We start from the raw sequence: 16,056 nt of genomic DNA on the forward strand, positions 1-16,056 counted from the left end.
TCATTCGGCCGGATTGATCAGTTCCGGCCCCTGATTGCGTACGTTACCCACGGCGCGGTCAACCTTGAACCACTCGAAAGCCTCGGATGGTTCGCCCTCATGCAGCACCATCTGCTCGGCCCGTTCTTTCGGTGTCGCTGGGTCCAGCCATTCGCGGGCAAGCTCTGGCGAGAGAACCACCGGCCGCCTGTCGTGAATGTCGACCATCCCGCCGGCGCTATCGGCAGTAATGATCACAAATCCGTCGTGCTCGCCAGGTTCGTGCTCCTCTTGCGGGTATTGGCCGATTGCGGCGCAAAGGATTGGGGATTGGTCGCGGTGCCGGATCAGGTAGGGCTGCTTCTTCGGCCCGCCTTCGTCTACCCACTCGAACCAGTTGTTGATCGCGATGATTGCCCGGTGCGGCCAGATCGCGCGGAAGAACGGGCCGTGGGCGACTTTCTCCACGCTGGCGTTGATTGGCGCGGCGCGGTCTTTCGCCCAATGCGGGCGCCATCCCCAGCGAACCATGTCCGCGTGCAGAAACTCACCTTCCTGGTGGAAGAGGGCCAATTGAGTGGTCGGCGCGGCGTTGTACCGCTCGAGCGGTTGCTCACCCACCGAGTTGATCAGCGCGTTCTGCATGCTGAGCGCCGCTACGAAGTCGTGAATGCCGCTGTATTGGGTGAGTCGTCCGCACATTGCCGTGCCCTCGGGGGGATCTGATTCAGCGTAGACCCGCTGGCGCTGGCTTCGTCACAAAACCTTTTCCGGCGCATGTCGTGCAGTCGTCCCCGGCACCGAAGCGATCGAGGCACTCAGGACAAATGCAGAACGCCGCCGACTCGATGTGAGGGCGTAACTTTTCAAACGCCCGAAGATCCCGCTCCTCTTGAGCGACCTGCGCCGCATCGACGAGCGCCCGGTAGACGTCAGCATCCGCGAGAGCGCGGTGGGTAACGCCGTCAATCATTCGCTCGGTTTCAATCAGCCGGTACAGGCAGCCGTTCATCTCCATCGCCAACCCGGCAATCTTTCCGACCCTACGAGAGATTCCAAGCGACAACCAAACTCCGTTGGGTTCGGAGTACACCTTTCCGTCATAGCCAGAGTAAGCGCCGCGCGGCTCACTCTTTGCGAAGTTGAATATTGACCGACTGATGGTGCCAAGCAACTCCCCGTTGTCGATGTGCACCACGTCATAGCTCGATGCGCCCCGATACTGGCCAGGCAAGCTCTGCAGTTCTTCCACTGCGTGCCAATAAGCTGCGTCGGCCATTTCGTTCATGTCGAACTGCTCGAGCTCGTCGATCAGGCCTTCACTCAGCAAATCCATCGCCATTTCTCGCAAGGTCGCCCGGTGCGCTCCGGGGCTTTGCATACGGAAGTCGTGATCATCGAGAGTGGCTCGCCAGCGATCGAGGCGAAGGGATTTTGCTTGGTTGAAATTCATGAAACGGGTTCGCTGTACGAGTGCTGTATGCATGTACAGTAATCGAGGCGAAGCCCGTGGGCGAGAGTGAGGCGACGAGCTGTCAGTCGGGCGTCATCAAAACAGCCAAGGTCATTTTGATGAATTCTTCATTTCGATCGAGCGCGGCCAGAGAGCTGCGGACGTTTTCCGCGATGTCGGCGGATCCGCGCTGCTCGACCCAGAGGGTGAGCTCCATGATGGCGGCTTCAAGGGCGAGCTGGTTTTCATTGATTTTGAAGAGTAGGGAAGGGAGCAGATCAGAGTTTGGCATTGGTTTCCTCCTTGGACGAAACCAGAGTAGCAGGGGGATTGAATGTCGGCAGAACGCCGGAGAAGGGCAAAGCGCTGGATTATGCAGAGTCGGCATAATGCCAGCTTCTCAGTGCCCGATAGGATTTCAATCTTTACGTGAAATTTGAGGTATTTTTTCGGGCCGCAATCATTCTGCGGTATGCGAAAACATTGGGCCGAATGGCAGTCTTTCGAATCGAATTGCGGCCCAAAAAATCGCATCCAAGCCGCAGCCCGCTTGATTCTGGCGCGGGACTTAAAATCCCCCGCTCGTAAGGGCGTGCCGGTTCGATTCCGGCTTCGGGCACCATAAATATCAAGGGCTTGCATGACATATGTCATGCAAGCCCTTATTTTTTGTGCCATGGAAATGTTTTCCACGCTCCTGACTGGCCATTCCGTCGCCGTCTGGTGCCTGGAGTTCCACTCCTTTCTTCAGCGTCGACTGCATCCATCAGCGAGTAAGCGTTTCTGGCGCTACCACCCATACGCTACAGGGCATTTTGTACAACAGATGCTCGACCGTGCTGCCAACCAGTCGGCCTATTCCTCGATGAGTGACGCGGCCCATTACGATCACATCGATGTCGTAAGCATCGGCATAGCTGGAAAGCACCTTGGCGGGATCGCCCACAATCATGTGCTGGTTTTCTGCCGGAATATTGTTGCGTGCAGCCAGCGCCTGGAAAGCTTCGCCTTGGGCATCGAACAGTTTCTTGGCTGCGCTGGAAGAAAAGATCGCGGACGCGTTATTGAAGCCGAATTCGGCAGCGCTGATCGATGACAGGTCATGGGCATAAATCACGTCCAGGCTGCCATTGCAGACACTGGCCAGTCTTGCTGCTTCGCGCAGGATCCGATCGTTGAGGCCCTGGTATTGGCCCTCACGATGGAAAGGGTCGACCGCCGCGACGATTCGGCGTGGCAGAGCGTTTTGAGCGTGGCTGACAAAATGCAGCGGCACCGGGCATTCGCGTAACAGGTGGATGTCCAGCGGCGTGAACATCAGCCGCGACAGAAGTGATTCGTGCTCCAGAGCCTTTATAAGGGCGGCCATCGGCTGTTCCTTCAAATGGATAAGGATCTCCTTCAAAGGATTGTCCACCCAGACGACCTCGGTGGTGACGGTCACTCCGATCTTGCGCAGCGGCCGGGCTTGGTCTTCGAGCCATTGATGATGGCGTTCGACATAGCCCAGACGCATCTGCTCCAGGGCTTGCTCGTTGACCATTCCTGCGGTCGCCAGGCCCTCCAGATAATCAAACGCGACAATATGCAGTGCGGCATCCGACGCTTTGGCCAGTGCGGCGGCGCGGTCGAATGCGGGACTGTTTTTCATCAGCGGCGACACGACCAGCATGAAACGCGATTGCTCAGACATGACAGAACTCCCGAGGCAGTCACCCAAGCATTGCGCTGCATGCCTGGAGTGAGTAGTGGCGCATGCGCTTATCCTGGAGCGAGCCAGCAGGGCGGGGTTGATATTTATCAACCAGACATCAGCGCGTGGTCGTGAGCGGATGTACGGTCGAGCAAGACCACTGATCCTCGGATAGTTGACCATTATCAACTACGACCCTGTCCCCGCGGCTCAAGCTCTGCTCTGCACTCACCTGTCGGCGGAGGGAAAGTCATCATGGCCACCATGAAAGCCGCAATATTCATTGAAAAAAACCGCATTGTGCTCGATGACAAGCCGATTCCCGAGGTCGGGCCGCTGGATGCGTTGATCCGCGTGACCACCACCACCATTTGCGGCACCGACGTACATATCCTGCGCGGCGAATATCCAGTGGCCAAAGGGCTGACCATCGGGCACGAACCGGTCGGCATCATTGAGCGATTGGGCTCGCAAGTACGCGGTTTTATCGAAGGGCAGCGAGTGATCGCCGGTGCCATCACCCCAAGCGGGCACAGTTACGCGTGTTTGTGTGGCTGCGGCTCGCAGGACGGCCCGGACACCCGGCACGGCTTCAAGGCCATTGGCGGCTGGAAGTTTGGCAACACGATCGACGGTTGCCAGGCCGAGTACGTATTGGTGCCGGATGCACAGGCCAACCTGTGCCCGATCCCCGATGAGTTGAGCGATGAGCAGGTCCTGATGTGCCCGGACATCATGTCCACCGGGTTCTCGGGGGCGGAGCGGGGCGAGATCGCCATCGGCGACGCTGTCGCAGTATTTGCATTGGGTCCCATCGGCCTCTGCGCCGTGGCCGGAGCGCGCCTGAAGGGCGCCACCACGATTATCGGTGTCGACGCGGTGCCCGAACGCATGGCCATGGCGCGCCAACTGGGCGCGACCCATACCGTCAATTTCAAGGACGGCAATGTGGTGGAGCAGATCATGGCGTTGACCGATGGCCGTGGCGTGGATGTGTCCATCGAAGCGCTGGGCACCCAAGGCACGTTCGAGTCGGCATTGCGGGTGCTGCGCCCGGGTGGGCGCTTGTCCAGCCTCGGGGTGTATTCCAGCGATCTGCACATCCCGCTCGGCGCGTTTGCCGCCGGATTGGGCGATTACAGCATCGTTTCCACCCTGTGCCCCGGCGGCAAGGAGCGCATGCGGCGCCTGATGGCGGTGGTGCAGAGCGGCGCCGTCGATCTGTCACCGCTGGTGACTCACCGTTTCAGGCTGGACGACATCGAGCAGGCGTATGAGTTGTTCGCTCATCAACGCGACGGGGTCATGAAAGTCGCAATCACTCCTTGAAAGCACCTTGGCGTGCCGCTGAAACCGGGGTTTGCATGAACATCAAGATCGCTGAAAAACACGCTCCCCATGGCTGGGTCGTGCACATGGATGACTGGGATGTGGGCTTCAGGAGCCTCAAGGCTGCGCAGGAGTTTGTCGAGGTGCTTGAGGCCCGTATCAACGCTCCTCATGAGTGGCCGAATGCGTTTGCCCAGCCGTTGCCAGCGAGGCCGGCAACGGCTCGCCGCATCAGCGCAAGTGCTGAATGCTCGCCATAAGCCAAGTGCAGAGCAGGGTGCGCAAACCCTGCGGGACGCTACCCATCATGAATGAGGTTTTTGATCTGTCCGGCGCCGCTGCGGCGTTGGGGATCGGCATGCTCATCGGTCTTGAGCGTGAACGGCACAAGGGCACCGGCGATGCGCGACACTGCGCCGGCTTGCGCACGTTCGCCATTACCGCACTGTTGGGATATGTCGCGCTACAAGTCGGCGGTGGTCTGCTGCTGGGGTTCATCGCCGTCTGTGTCACGTTGCTGACCAGCGTCGCGTACTGGCGCAGTCAGAGCGACGATCCCGGGGTGACCAGCGAGGTGGCGTTGATCGCGGTGCTGATCCTGGGCGCGTTGTGCGCAACTGCGCCGGCGCTGGCCATTGCCCTTGGCGTGGTGATTGCGGGCCTTTTGGCGTATCGCCAGACGCTGCATCACTTTGCCAACAGCCAGTTGTCCGAAACTGAAATGCGTGATGGCCTGATCCTGCTGATCGCCGCGCTGGTCATACTGCCATTGGCACCGGACCGATATATCGGCCCGTACGCCGCGATCAATCTGCGCACCATTTGTACCGTGACGGTGTTGCTGATGCTGGTCGGCGCGTTCGGCCACGTTGCCGTGCGCGCTTTGGGCTCGCGCTATGGCTACGTCATCAGCGCGATTGCATCCGGCTTCGCCTCCAGTACCGTGACGATCGCGACCATGGGCCAACGCCTTGCCCATGAGCCGGGCAATATCCGCATCCTCAGCGCGGCCGCGATTTTCTCCAATCTGGCAACGGTGATACAGGTCGGACTGATCCTCATGATGGTTGATCCGAATCTGCTGAACAGTATATGGACGCCTCTGCTTTTCGGCCTGATCGCTACGTTGTTGTACGGCGCCTGCCTGATGGTTCCCGACCCCACGCGAGGGAGCCGCAGCAAACCGGTCGACACGGCAGGGGCGTTCAATCTGAAACTCGCGGTCATCGTGACACTGACCCTTACCGGCATCACATTCGTCTCCTCGGCCATGCTCAGCCACTTTGGTCAGGCAGGCTTGTGGCTGACCGCAATGCTTTCGGGCTTTGCCGATGCGCACTCTGCCACAGCGTCCATCGCAAGCCTGGCCAAGGCGGGCCAGGTGCCTTATGACTCGATAGTGGTGCCAGCGCTGATTGCCGTCAGCAGTAACTCGTTGAGCAAATGCGTGGTGGCGTGGGTCAGCGGCGGCAGGCGTTTCGCTGCCTGCGTGATCCCGGGCCAGGTATTGCTGACCTTGGCCATGTGGGCGGGCACTGTGCTGTTTTGAGCGCAATCGGTGCTCTTGCTGACAAAGATCAAGCTGCCAGTGGCCACAGCATTCACCCTGAAGTCTGTTTCTCCTGGCTGGCCGCATGGCGAGGTATCCCATGTCACAGATTCCGCGTTTACTGTTGATCGCTCCTTCAGCCATGGAGCACACGCCAGCGTTCGAGCGCGCGGCTGCGCTGGCCCAGGCCATGCAATTGCCGTTGCACATCGTGGCCTTCGATTACTTGCAGGCGCTGGCGGTGGCAGGGCTGTTCGCGCCTGAGCAGATCCGCCTCGCCCGCGATGGTTATCTGCGCACTCACCGGCAGTGGCTCACAGAGCAGGCGTCGTTGCTGGCAAGGCATCAGATCATGGTCACCAGCGAGGTGATGTGGGTTCAGGATCCCTTCGCCGAGATCCTGCAGTTCATCAACGAAATGCCGTTGCTATTGATCATCAAGGATGTGCAGCACGAGTCCGTGCTGGAGCGTATTTTCTACACCCCGCTGGACTGGCAACTGTTGCGCGATTGCCCGGTGCCTGTGCATCTGGTGACCGACGACACCCATCCGCGCCCACGCCGTGTGCTGGCCATCGTCGATGTCTTGCGCAGCGAAGAGCAGGACTGCCTGTTCAACGATCAGATCATCGATGCCGCCGCCCAACTGGCCGCGCAGTGCGATGCCAGTCTTGATGTGGTGCATGTTTACGACTGGACGGCGGCTTACGCCACGGACATAGGGTTCGGCGCACTGCCATTGGCCACCGGGATCCATGAAACGCTGGGCACTGCGCAGCATGAGGCATTTACGGCCCTGGCCGAGCGCCACGGCGTGCCGGCCTCATGCCGGCACTTCATCGAGGGCGCGCCGGTGCGCAGTATCTGCGAGTTCGCCATCAACAAGCAGATCGACGTCATTGTCATGGGCACAGTGCAGCACCACGGCTTGAGCAAGTTGTTAGGCAGCACCGCCGAACAGCTGCTGCATCGGGCACCTTGCAGTGTGCTGGCGATCAAGCCGCAACCCACACTGCAATCCTGAAACACGAACGCCCCGAGGTGAATCGTTGGCCGACTCACCTCGGGGCGATTCATTTACAGGTCAAGACGATGAATGACCTGGCGTGCGTCGTCCGGATCATTGTGGGTTTCGAAGCCCAGGCTTTTGGCCAGATCGCGCATCGCCGCGTTACTGGCGGCATCGACCGAGTACATCTGGCGAAATCCGTTGTGGCGGGCTGCCTTGATCAAGTGTTCCATCAGCAACGTGCCCAAGCCCAAGTGCTGCCATTCATCGGCGACCGTCACCGCGCACTCGCATTGATGTCCGCCTGTGCTGGCATAGCGGCTGATGCCGATTTCGATCAACTTGCCGTTCTCGTGAACCAGTGCAATGAAGGCGGTGCGCTGTTTGTTATCGGTGTCCATCAACTGGTCGAGCAGAGCGGTGCCGGGTTCGCCGATCTGGGCGAGAAAACGCATGTGCCTGGATTCGGGGGACAGGCGCTTGATGAAGTCGTATTCGCGCAGGCGATCCTTCTCCGTGAGCGGCCGGATCAATACATGGCGACCGTCCTTGAGCGCCTCAATCCAGTATTGACCGGAAACCGCTGCATAAGCGGCCACGGCCTGATCGTTGTGGTCTTTGACGGTGAGCATGGTCATTCTCCATCCGGTTCAAAAGGCTGGCGGGCGTTGAAAAAGCGTCCGCTTGCCTCCCTTCTACGCGGTTGCCCATGGCCACATCTGATCTACATCAGACAGCTGCCATGCGCCTCGCTCATTGACCCGGGTTTGATGTAAATCAACGCCCGGCCAGGGCGAGCGGGCGCAGTCTTGAAGCCTGCCGGCCCACCGCGCCGGTGCCGAGCGGAGGTGTGTGATGGGCCAATATGAACGTCTGTTGCTGGTCGCTGACCAGACGCTGCATCAATCGGCGGCGATGCTGCGTGCCATCGCACTGGCCAAGGCGAGCGGGGCGGCACTGGATGTGCGGGCCTTCGTCGAGCCGGTGCCGATCACCCATCTGTGGGAGGAAAAAATCGATGACGTGGATGCTCAGCGCTATCAGCGGCGCTACCGTCGCTGGGTGGCCGATGAGCTCGAGCAGCTCAGCAACCAGGGGCTGGACGGCACCGTTGATGTGGTCTTCTCCAGCCATCCGCTGCTGGACATCCTCAAGACCGTCCATGTGCTCAAGCCCGACCTGTTGATCAAGGATGTGCGACTGGAACCGGCGCTCAAGCGCGTGTTCATCACGCCGCTCGATTGTCACCTGCTGCGTGAGTGTCCGATCCCCGTGCATCTGGTCAATCAGATTCGCTATGCGTTGCCGCATCGTGTCGTCGCGGCCGTTGATCCGTTTGATCCAGATACCCAAATCAATGGCTTGAACGACGTCATCATACGATCGGCGAACGCTTTGGCGTTGCAATGCGACGTGCCGTTGCACCTGCTATGCGCCTACGATTTGTCCGCCGCTTTCAACGGCGATGCACCAATGATCAACGGTGGCTGGAACGAAGATCTGGCGAACGAGCTGCGTCAGACACTGCATCAGGCTTTTATCGCCCTTGCCGATCGTCACGGTGTGCCACCTGAGCGTCGACACTTCGTCATGGGCCATCCAGTGCAGGTCATCAATGAGTTTGTCGAGCAGTACCTGGCCGACGTGGTGGTGATGGGCACGGTTCATCGCGTGGGCATCGAACGCGTGATCGGCAGCACCACCGAGCGCGCCTTGTATTCGCTGCCGGGGAGCATTCTGGCGGTGAGGAAAGAGCCTGTGCGGTGAGCATGATCGCAGCGTAGCGAGCCAGCCTGTTCGCTGGCCCGCTACGGTATTGCATAGATCTTGAACAGCTTCCTGGCCGCATCGCCGGCGCCGCCCAGATGTTTGTCGAATGCCTGTTCAATTTCGCCGGATCGGTACATTTCACTCAGCGCCGTGTCGACCAGCAGACGGAAATCCTCATCCTCTCGATCCACTGCCATCGCCGTCGGTGCGTACTCGAAAATCCGCTCCAGCAGCACCAGGTTGCCCGATGGATAATTTCTGGTCAGCAGATGCTTGAGCAGCATGCGTTCAGCGAAAAACGCATCGGCTTTGCCATTGGCAACCAGATTCAGACCGGCTTCTGCGTTCTCTACGGTGACCAGCGTGGCGACCACACCCAGCAATCGCATCTGCTGTTGTATCCACGTTTCGGTGACCCCGCCGGCGATGGCGGCATACGTCTGGTTGGCCAGACCACGGTTCACCGTGGCTCGCCACGTTGGCCCGGTATGGGCCACTTTGCCATTCAGCACATTGAGCAAGGTTTCGGAAGCATCCTGGCGCACCACGGCCGAGAGACCGGCGGTGTAAATCGGCACCGAGTAGCTAACGACCCTGCGCCGCGCCAGCGTGGGTGGGGTCGGCGTACAAAGAATGTCGATCCTGCCGGAACTGACGGCGCTCATCTCGTCGTTGAGCGAGACCGGTTGGTACTGGATTTTCAACGTCGGCAGATTCAGATCGATCCTGACCTTCTCGGCTATTTTCAGACAGAGATCGATGGCATAGCCGCTGGCTTTATCGGCGGCCTGATCACTGAAAGGCATGAAGTCAGGCACGTAGCCAAGGGTGATCGCTTGACTGGCACGGATGCGCTCAAGCGTGTTGCCATGGGCGATTACCGGTAGCAGCGCAATCAGGCAGACGAGCAGCAGGTGGTGGGCTCTGATCAGTTTCACGTTCATGCGCGCGGTTCCTCGAATTCAGATTTCTGTGCTGTACCGAAGACTTCGATCAAGGGTTATCAGGCCGGGGGCCTACAGGCGCAGGGGCAGCGACAAAACGTTTGGCAAGGAAACCGTAAAGCAGGTAGCCGAACACCAGGACCAGGATGCCGCCGAATACCGCGTCTTTGCCGCAGGCATACAGCGCATACAACGAATAGGCCACGGCAACCACTAACAGCAGGGTATTGCGCGTGTATACGGCGGCGCTGACTCTGGCTTTGTACATCATGACCAGCAGCCCGGTGGCTGCCGTCACGTAGGGAATCAGGTTGGTCACCGCCGCGAGGCTGACGAGTTTTCCAAACTGCGCGCTCGCGTTCGGCGAAATGGTCGACAGCGCCATCAAGGTCTGCAGGACGCCGCAGACCAGCATCCCGACGATGGGGGCGTTGCGTGCGCTGACCTTGCAGAACAGTTTTGGAAACATCCCCTGATCAGCGGTCACCTTGGCCGTTTGCGCCAACGTGAACTGCCAGCCCAGCAGCGAGCCAACACAGGCCATTACCGCGAGCGCCATGATGATGTTGCCGACCAGGGGATTGAACATGTGTGCATAAACGAGCGCGAAAGGAGCAGATGAGTTGGCCAGTTCGGCGTTGGGAATAATGCCCTGAATGACCGTCGTCGAGAGCACATAGATCACCGCTGCGCCCAATGTCCCGAACAGACAGGCCAGCGGTACGGTGCGCTTGGGGTTTTCCACCGCATCTGAGGCCTGGGCTGCCGACTCCATTCCGAGAAACGCCCAGAGCGTGAGGGGAATCGCTTTGCTGATGGCCTCGGATATCGGCAGTTGATTCGGGTTCCAGGCGGCGATGATCAGATCGGGTTTGAACCAGAACCAACCGATGATGCTCAAGCCCGCTACAGGAATGATCACCCCCCACACCGTAACCGCACCAATCCTGCCGGTGATGCCTGGGCCGCCGAAATTCGCCACGGTGGTCAGCCAGAGCAGGCCGACCGTTCCAACGAATAAAGGAATGGCGCCGCTTCCCAGCCAAGGCATGAACGACGTCATGTAGCCCACTGCCGAAATGGCCACCGCCACGTTGGCGATGGCCAGCGACAGGAAGTACAGGTAAGAGCACAGAAAAAAGCCTGACTTTGCATGCGCCTCTTCGGTGTAGGCGGATAGCCCGCCTGAGCGCAGGCAGAAGATGCCGCATTGGGAAAAGCAGTACGCGATAGCCATCGAGCCGACAGCGGTGACGATCCATGACAGCAATGAAACAGCGCCGAGTTGGGCCATGCTCGTCGGCAACATGATGATGCCTGAGCCCATCATGTTCACCGTCACCAGTGTGGTGAGCCCCATGAGGCTCATTTTCTTGCTTGAGTCGGCCATCGGAGTTCCCTCGATTTGCGCAACGCATCACCGCTCAGCCAACGCACAAGGTTTTGCCGGCATCGGCAGTACGCAGCTTTTCAAGCGACGTTCAACGGTTAGAAAGACAGGTGATTTCAAGTGCATCGAAACAGCGCGCCCATCGCTTCGATATGGATTGCCCGAGGGATGGCGAAGGCATGGCAGGAACTCATGGACGGGCTCAATGCTGCTGGCGGTTGCAGCCCGACACCATCTGCTTGAGGCCGTCCATGTTGCGGATTTTTACGTCGCGTGCGGTGATTTCCACCAGGCCCTGATCGCGCAAGTGGGCAATGCCGCGGCAAATGGTTTCCAGACGCAGCCCAAGGTAGGAGCCGATTTCTTCGCGGCGCATTTTCAGCACGAACTCTTTCGACGAATAGCCACGGGAGCTGAGGCGTTGTGAGAGGTTGAGCAGGAAAGCCGCGAGGCGCTCATCGGAGTTCATATTGCCCATGAGCATCAACATGCTGTGATCGCGCACGATTTCCCGGCTCAGCAGTTTATTCAGATTGTGCTGCAGGGATGGCAGGCTTTGCGCGAGTTTTTCCAGCTGTGCGAAGTGAATCGGACAGACTTCGCTGTCTTCCAGCGCATACGCAGTACACGCGTGTTGATCGATGCTGATGGCGTCCAGCCCGAGCATTTCGCCGGGAATATGAAAACCGGTCACTTGCTCGCGGCCATCGACGGAGACCACGCTGGTCTTGAACGAACCTATTCGCACGGCGTACAGCGAGCGTAGCGGGTCCCCGGTCCGGTAGAGAGCGACACCTTTCTTCACCTTGTATCGCTGCACGATCAGCGTGTCGAGCCGCTCGACCTCCGGGCCCGTCAAACCGAGCGGCAGGCATAACTCCACCACACTGCAATTGCAACAGGCAGTTTTAAGAATCGGCGGGGGCGAGTGGGCTTCAAGCATGGATAAGCAGCCTCCAGTGAGTGTGATAAGCATAGAAGTCTTCGCAGCGCACGTGCCTTTCGTTTGGCGTGCCAGCGTGATTACGGACGAACGGCGGGGAGGGGAATCACAAAGGCAACGGCCTCTGCGCCGCTCTTGTGTCGCAGGCTTGATGGGGAGACTTGATGCATATCAAGCGTGGCGGTTGGCAGAGTTGCAGAATCGTCCAATGGCGCTGACTGGAAATACACGTGATGTTCAGGCTCAAACGCATTCTGTTGATCGCACCCGCCGAAATGACCCGCACCCCGGCGTTTGATCGCGCCCAGGCACTTGCTAGGGCCAGTGGCGCGTTGCTGCACATCGTAGCGTTCGATCATGTCCAGTCCTTGGCGTTGGCCGGTCTGTTCGATCACGACGCCATGGCGCAAGCGCGTGAAGGCTATTTGCAGATGCATCGCCAGTGGCTGGAGCAGCAGGCCCGGTTTCAACGTGGCGCCGGCGTGCAAGTCAGCACCGAAGTGGTCTGGGCCAGGGCCACGCCGGCGCATGTACTTGAGTACATCAATGACTTTCATGTCGATCTGGTGATCAAGGATGCTCACCATGTTTCGGCGCTCAATCAAACGTTTCACCAGCCGTTGGACTGGCTATTGGTACGAGATTGTCCCGCCTGCGTGCATCTGGTCATCGAGGCCGCACATCCGAAACCCTTGAAGATACTGGCGGCCATTGACCTGTCGCATCTCGAGGATCTGACCCAAGGGCTCAACGACCGGATACTCGGCGTTGCATCGACATTGGCAGCGAAATGCGATGCGTCGCTGCACTTGTTGAATGTGAGCAACTGGTCAGTGGTGGGTGATGCGGCGATGAGTGTGCCGAACTTGAGCCTGGACCACAGTTTGCGCGATGCGATCAACGATACTCAGCAGGAAGCCTTCGATACGCTGGCCGAGCGCTATGGTCTCGATGAAGAGCATAGCCACTTGCTCTCGGGTGTCCCGTTCCGGGTGATCGAAGACTTCGCCCGGCAGAACGCGTTCGACCTGCTGGTGCTCGGCATCTGTCACCATCAAACGCTGGACGGCTTCATCGGCGGCACGGCCGAATGCCTGATGAACTGGGCTCCGTGCAGTTTGATGATGGTCAAGGCAATGCCTGCCACAGCCTGCCCGGTCATCGCAGCAGTTGATGGTAATCGGTTGAGGGTAATCAATCAGTGACTGCGCCCACCATGTGCGTATTGCCATTGTTGCCAGGCGTGCCGATATTTCTCATCGGCGCGTTTCCTCGCTTCGCTGAACTTGTGCATGGTGTCTGGAGAAAACGGCTCTTCAAGGACGGCATAGGCCTGTTCGCTGAGCCGATCGGCTTCGTGAAACAGTGCGCCACTGTCATCGATTGCGTCGCGGACATTGGCGGTTGTCATGGCTGGATCATTGATGACCATATCGTGAACCTCGCAAAGCAAGAATGAGGGTGGGTTGCGGACCTGTCACCCTGTGGCCGCATCTGTAACTTTCACGTGTTCGAGCAGCTTGTGACTGTCGCTGATCCGAAACGCGGGCGCCGCCGAATCATGACCCTATTTCGATCCGGTTTGTCGTCGCAGCGATTGATCCAGATCAATGCCGCTCGCCAGTTTCATCGCCGCTTTGTCGGTTTCCCAGGCGCTTGCGCAAGGGTGGTGGACAAGCCTCCATATTCAGGTTTTTCACTGTACCAGGACCCCTGCAGCGTACTGGCGGTCTAGCGCAAACGCTGGTGCACCTTACAAAGTCAGCGTTCCGGCCCACAACATCCGGCCAGCGTAAATCGCGGCGGCCCAGATGATGATCAACACACCCGTTTCCGGACCGCTGAGCGGCTGACCCTGACGCGTTTTCAGCGTGCCCAGGTAAATCAACGAGCCAGGCGCGTAGAGCAGAGCGCTGAGCAGCAGGTATTTGGGGCCGGCGGCATACAGCTGAATCAATCGGATGATTATTCCCCTGCCGGAATCGATAACGTCGCCCTCAAACCGCCCTCTGCGCGGTTCGCCAGTTCAATCCGTCCGTTCAGTCGCATCGCGATGGTGTTGACAATGGTCAACCCCAACCCGGCGCCATGCTCCGTGCCACGGCTGTAGAAACGCTCGAACAATCGCTCTCTGTCCGATTCATCGATTCCCGGCCCTTGATCGTCGACCGTCAAATGACAGAAGCCATCGGACTTGCTCAGGTGCACGGTGATCGCACCGTGTTCGGGGGAGAAATTCGCCGCGTTGGTGATCAGGTTATTCAGCGCGATATCGATGGCGGCGGGGTCGGCGAGGACATGAAACGGTTGGTCGCTGACCTCGAAGATCAACTCAAGGTGTTTGCTCAGCAACCATGGTGTCAATTGCACCAGGCAGTTGCGTACGGTTTCGCTGAGATCAATGCGTTGCAGTGGCGGCGGGTTGGGTTTGGGTTCAAGACGTGCCATGGTCAGCAGTTGGTTGACCAGCCGGCTGGTGCGGTCGACTCCGGAGATCAGAAATTCCAGCGACTCACGGCGCTCCTCTTCGGTACCGGCCTCCTGCAGATTTTGCGCATGCACCCGCAGCACCGCCAGCGGCGTGCGCATTTCGTGCGCGGCATCGGCGATAAAACGACGCTCCCGGCCGAGCACTTCCTGAATCTGCGCGAGCATGCGATTGAGCGCTGCCTGCATGGGCTCCAGCTCACTGGGCAGGGGCGTCAGTTGCAGCGGCTCAAGTGAACCACTGTGACGGGCGCGCAGAGTCGCCGCCATGTCTGCCAGGGGCTTGAGCCCCCAGCCTATGGCCAGCCAGATCATCGCGGCGAGGATCAGGCTGCCAACTATGTTCGGCCACAGTGTGTGGCGCACGATGCGGTCGACCAGGTCGGTGCGCACATCGTCGCGCTCGCCGACCCAGATGCGCAGGCCATTTTGCTTGTCTTCCAGCATGAACGCTCGCCATTGCCGACCTTTCAGATCGACCACGTCGCTGAAGCCCGTTCTCGTCGGCGGCGCAGTGAAGGAGGGCGCACTGGCGGTATGTACCAGCACCTCGCCTTGCGGGTTCCACACCTGGAAGGCGATTTTGCTTTCGTAAGGATGTCCATCAACCCGTGGCTTGGCTTCGCCGAGAGCCTGATTGAACGCCTGATACAACTGCGCGTGCTCGGTACTCGCCATCGGCATACGCATCACGCCCTGCAGCAGGCGTGCGTTCTGCGCCAATTGCGCGTCGTAGACCTCGGCGATTTCGTGGTTGCTGTCATGCACGTTGAAGAGGCTGAGTACCGCCAGACCGGCCAGTAACAGGCCGATGATCAGGGTCAGCGTGCGCCGGCGGATCGAGGTCATCGACGCTCCTCCACCAGATAACCCACGCCGCGGATGGTGCGGATCAGGTCGGTAGAGAACTTCTTGCGCAGGTGATGAATGTGCACTTCCAGGGTGTTGCTTTCCGCTTCTTCATTCCAGCCGTAAAGCAACTGGATCAATTGATCGCGAGTCATCACCCGCCCCGGCGGCGACAGCAGTTCGTGCAGCAACTGATATTCCTTGGGGGTGAGCGCGACCGGTTGGCCTTGATAACTGACCTGCTGGGTGCCGGGGTTGAGGCTGATGCCGGCGTGTTCGATCAGCGCCTGGGCGCGCCCGGCACTGCGGCGCAACAGGGCACGCAGGCGGGCTTTGAGTTCGGCGAGGTCGAACGGCTTGACCAGGTAATCGTCAGCACCGGCGTCGAGTCCGGCAATGCGGTCTTCGGTGGCATCGCGAGCGGTGAGAATCAACACCGGCAGGTTCGAACCGCTGTCGCGCAGGCGGCGCAACACTTCGAGGCCATCCATGCGTGGCAGGCCGAGGTCCAGCACGGCGACATCAAACGTTTCGCTGAGCAGGGCATGCAAGGCGCTGCTGCCGTCCTTGAGCCAGTCGACCGTGTACCCCTCGCGGCCCAGCGCCTGATAGATGCCTTCACCCAGCGCCACGTCATCCTCGATCAGTAATAAACGCACGC

18 protein-coding genes and 1 tRNA gene are annotated in these 16,056 nt (G+C 59.4%); 7 read left to right on the top strand and 12 right to left on the bottom strand.

Translation table 11 applies throughout. From position 1 onward, the window contains the following. From AB4N73_RS07280 to AB4N73_RS07290, 3 genes are all read right to left on the bottom strand, one after another. Entirely contained in the window at nucleotides 1-681 is a 681-nt protein-coding gene (locus AB4N73_RS07280; RefSeq protein ID WP_460143165.1) for an SOS response-associated peptidase family protein, read from the bottom strand. A 25-nt stretch (nucleotides 682-706) separates the two neighbouring features. Continuing rightward, nucleotides 707-1,432, bottom strand: a complete 726-nt coding sequence (locus AB4N73_RS07285) for a hypothetical protein (protein WP_460143166.1) — start codon at nucleotides 1,430-1,432, stop codon at nucleotides 707-709. Nucleotides 1,433-1,514: 82 nt separating this feature from the next. Then, nucleotides 1,515-1,724 carry a hypothetical protein gene (locus AB4N73_RS07290; protein ID WP_375123612.1) on the bottom strand — a complete coding sequence of 70 codons (210 nt, stop codon included), beginning with the start codon at nucleotides 1,722-1,724 and terminating at the stop codon, nucleotides 1,515-1,517. Nucleotides 1,725-1,918: 194 nt separating this feature from the next. On the opposite strand from AB4N73_RS07290, the gene AB4N73_RS07295 reads away from it, so the two are divergent. Beyond that, a tRNA-Leu gene (locus AB4N73_RS07295) sits at nucleotides 1,919-2,054 on the top strand. Between the two features lie 144 nt (nucleotides 2,055-2,198). On the opposite strand, the gene AB4N73_RS07300 is transcribed toward AB4N73_RS07295, so the two are convergent. Then, nucleotides 2,199-3,125, bottom strand: a complete 927-nt coding sequence (locus AB4N73_RS07300) for a universal stress protein (RefSeq protein WP_041478744.1) — start codon at nucleotides 3,123-3,125, stop codon at nucleotides 2,199-2,201. Between the two features lie 255 nt (nucleotides 3,126-3,380). On the opposite strand from AB4N73_RS07300, the gene AB4N73_RS07305 reads away from it, so the two are divergent. From AB4N73_RS07305 to AB4N73_RS07320, 4 genes are all read left to right on the top strand, one after another. Then, nucleotides 3,381-4,454: an NAD(P)-dependent alcohol dehydrogenase gene (locus tag AB4N73_RS07305; protein WP_460143167.1), complete on the top strand. Its 1,074-nt coding sequence runs from the start codon at nucleotides 3,381-3,383 to the stop codon at nucleotides 4,452-4,454. A 35-nt stretch (nucleotides 4,455-4,489) separates the two neighbouring features. Beyond that, nucleotides 4,490-4,714, top strand: a complete 225-nt coding sequence (locus AB4N73_RS07310) for a hypothetical protein (protein WP_095179810.1) — start codon at nucleotides 4,490-4,492, stop codon at nucleotides 4,712-4,714. A 47-nt stretch (nucleotides 4,715-4,761) separates the two neighbouring features. Further along, complete coding sequence (locus AB4N73_RS07315; RefSeq protein WP_460143168.1) at nucleotides 4,762-6,003, top strand: MgtC/SapB family protein; 1,242 nt, start codon at nucleotides 4,762-4,764, stop codon at nucleotides 6,001-6,003. Between the two features lie 100 nt (nucleotides 6,004-6,103). Further along, on the top strand, nucleotides 6,104-7,027 hold the full coding sequence (locus AB4N73_RS07320; RefSeq protein ID WP_460143169.1) for a universal stress protein: 924 nt from the start codon (nucleotides 6,104-6,106) through the stop codon (nucleotides 7,025-7,027). 53 nt (nucleotides 7,028-7,080) lie between these two features. Here the strand turns inward: AB4N73_RS07320 and AB4N73_RS07325 are convergent, their stop codons facing one another. Continuing rightward, nucleotides 7,081-7,644 carry an N-acetyltransferase family protein gene (locus AB4N73_RS07325; RefSeq protein WP_460143170.1) on the bottom strand — a complete coding sequence of 188 codons (564 nt, stop codon included), beginning with the start codon at nucleotides 7,642-7,644 and terminating at the stop codon, nucleotides 7,081-7,083. 223 nt (nucleotides 7,645-7,867) lie between these two features. Between AB4N73_RS07325 and AB4N73_RS07330 the strand changes: the two genes are divergently transcribed. Continuing rightward, nucleotides 7,868-8,779, top strand: a complete 912-nt coding sequence (locus tag AB4N73_RS07330; protein ID WP_460143171.1) for a universal stress protein — start codon at nucleotides 7,868-7,870, stop codon at nucleotides 8,777-8,779. Nucleotides 8,780-8,820: 41 nt separating this feature from the next. Here the strand turns inward: AB4N73_RS07330 and AB4N73_RS07335 are convergent, their stop codons facing one another. The 3 genes from AB4N73_RS07335 to fnr all read right to left on the bottom strand — a co-directional run bounded on the left by AB4N73_RS07335 (nucleotide 8,821) and on the right by fnr (nucleotide 12,059). After that, the gene (locus AB4N73_RS07335; protein ID WP_460143172.1) at nucleotides 8,821-9,726 is read right to left on the bottom strand and encodes an amino acid ABC transporter substrate-binding protein; all 906 of its coding nucleotides are present in this window, start codon (nucleotides 9,724-9,726) and stop codon (nucleotides 8,821-8,823) included. A 49-nt stretch (nucleotides 9,727-9,775) separates the two neighbouring features. Beyond that, on the bottom strand, nucleotides 9,776-11,116 hold the full coding sequence (gene potE / locus AB4N73_RS07340) for a putrescine-ornithine antiporter (RefSeq protein WP_252887851.1): 1,341 nt from the start codon (nucleotides 11,114-11,116) through the stop codon (nucleotides 9,776-9,778). A gap of 202 nt (nucleotides 11,117-11,318) precedes the next feature. Next, nucleotides 11,319-12,059: a fumarate/nitrate reduction transcriptional regulator Fnr gene (gene fnr, locus AB4N73_RS07345; RefSeq protein WP_353187760.1), complete on the bottom strand. Its 741-nt coding sequence runs from the start codon at nucleotides 12,057-12,059 to the stop codon at nucleotides 11,319-11,321. 233 nt (nucleotides 12,060-12,292) lie between these two features. Here fnr and AB4N73_RS07350 point away from each other — a divergent pair, with 233 nt between their 5' ends. After that, nucleotides 12,293-13,264: a universal stress protein gene (locus AB4N73_RS07350; protein ID WP_460143173.1), complete on the top strand. Its 972-nt coding sequence runs from the start codon at nucleotides 12,293-12,295 to the stop codon at nucleotides 13,262-13,264. Here AB4N73_RS07350 and AB4N73_RS07355 read toward each other — a convergent pair. From AB4N73_RS07355 to AB4N73_RS07370, 4 genes are all read right to left on the bottom strand, one after another. Continuing rightward, a complete protein-coding gene (locus tag AB4N73_RS07355; RefSeq protein ID WP_252869429.1) occupies nucleotides 13,258-13,470 on the bottom strand; it encodes a hypothetical protein in 213 nt (70 codons plus the stop codon). The genes AB4N73_RS07350 and AB4N73_RS07355 overlap by 7 nt on opposite strands. A gap of 342 nt (nucleotides 13,471-13,812) precedes the next feature. Further along, a complete protein-coding gene (locus tag AB4N73_RS07360) occupies nucleotides 13,813-14,016 on the bottom strand; it encodes a hypothetical protein (RefSeq protein ID WP_224787232.1) in 204 nt (67 codons plus the stop codon). 8 nt (nucleotides 14,017-14,024) lie between these two features. Further along, nucleotides 14,025-15,395 (bottom strand): ATP-binding protein, encoded by a 1,371-nt coding sequence (locus tag AB4N73_RS07365; RefSeq protein WP_460143174.1) that lies wholly within the window; start codon nucleotides 15,393-15,395, stop codon nucleotides 14,025-14,027. Continuing rightward, the gene (locus AB4N73_RS07370; RefSeq protein WP_016774538.1) at nucleotides 15,392-16,054 is read right to left on the bottom strand and encodes a response regulator; all 663 of its coding nucleotides are present in this window, start codon (nucleotides 16,052-16,054) and stop codon (nucleotides 15,392-15,394) included. The genes AB4N73_RS07365 and AB4N73_RS07370 overlap by 4 nt, the downstream gene beginning before the upstream one ends. Nucleotides 16,055-16,056 lie beyond the last annotated feature (2 nt).

The organism is Pseudomonas sp. S3_B08 (assembly GCF_054667725.1).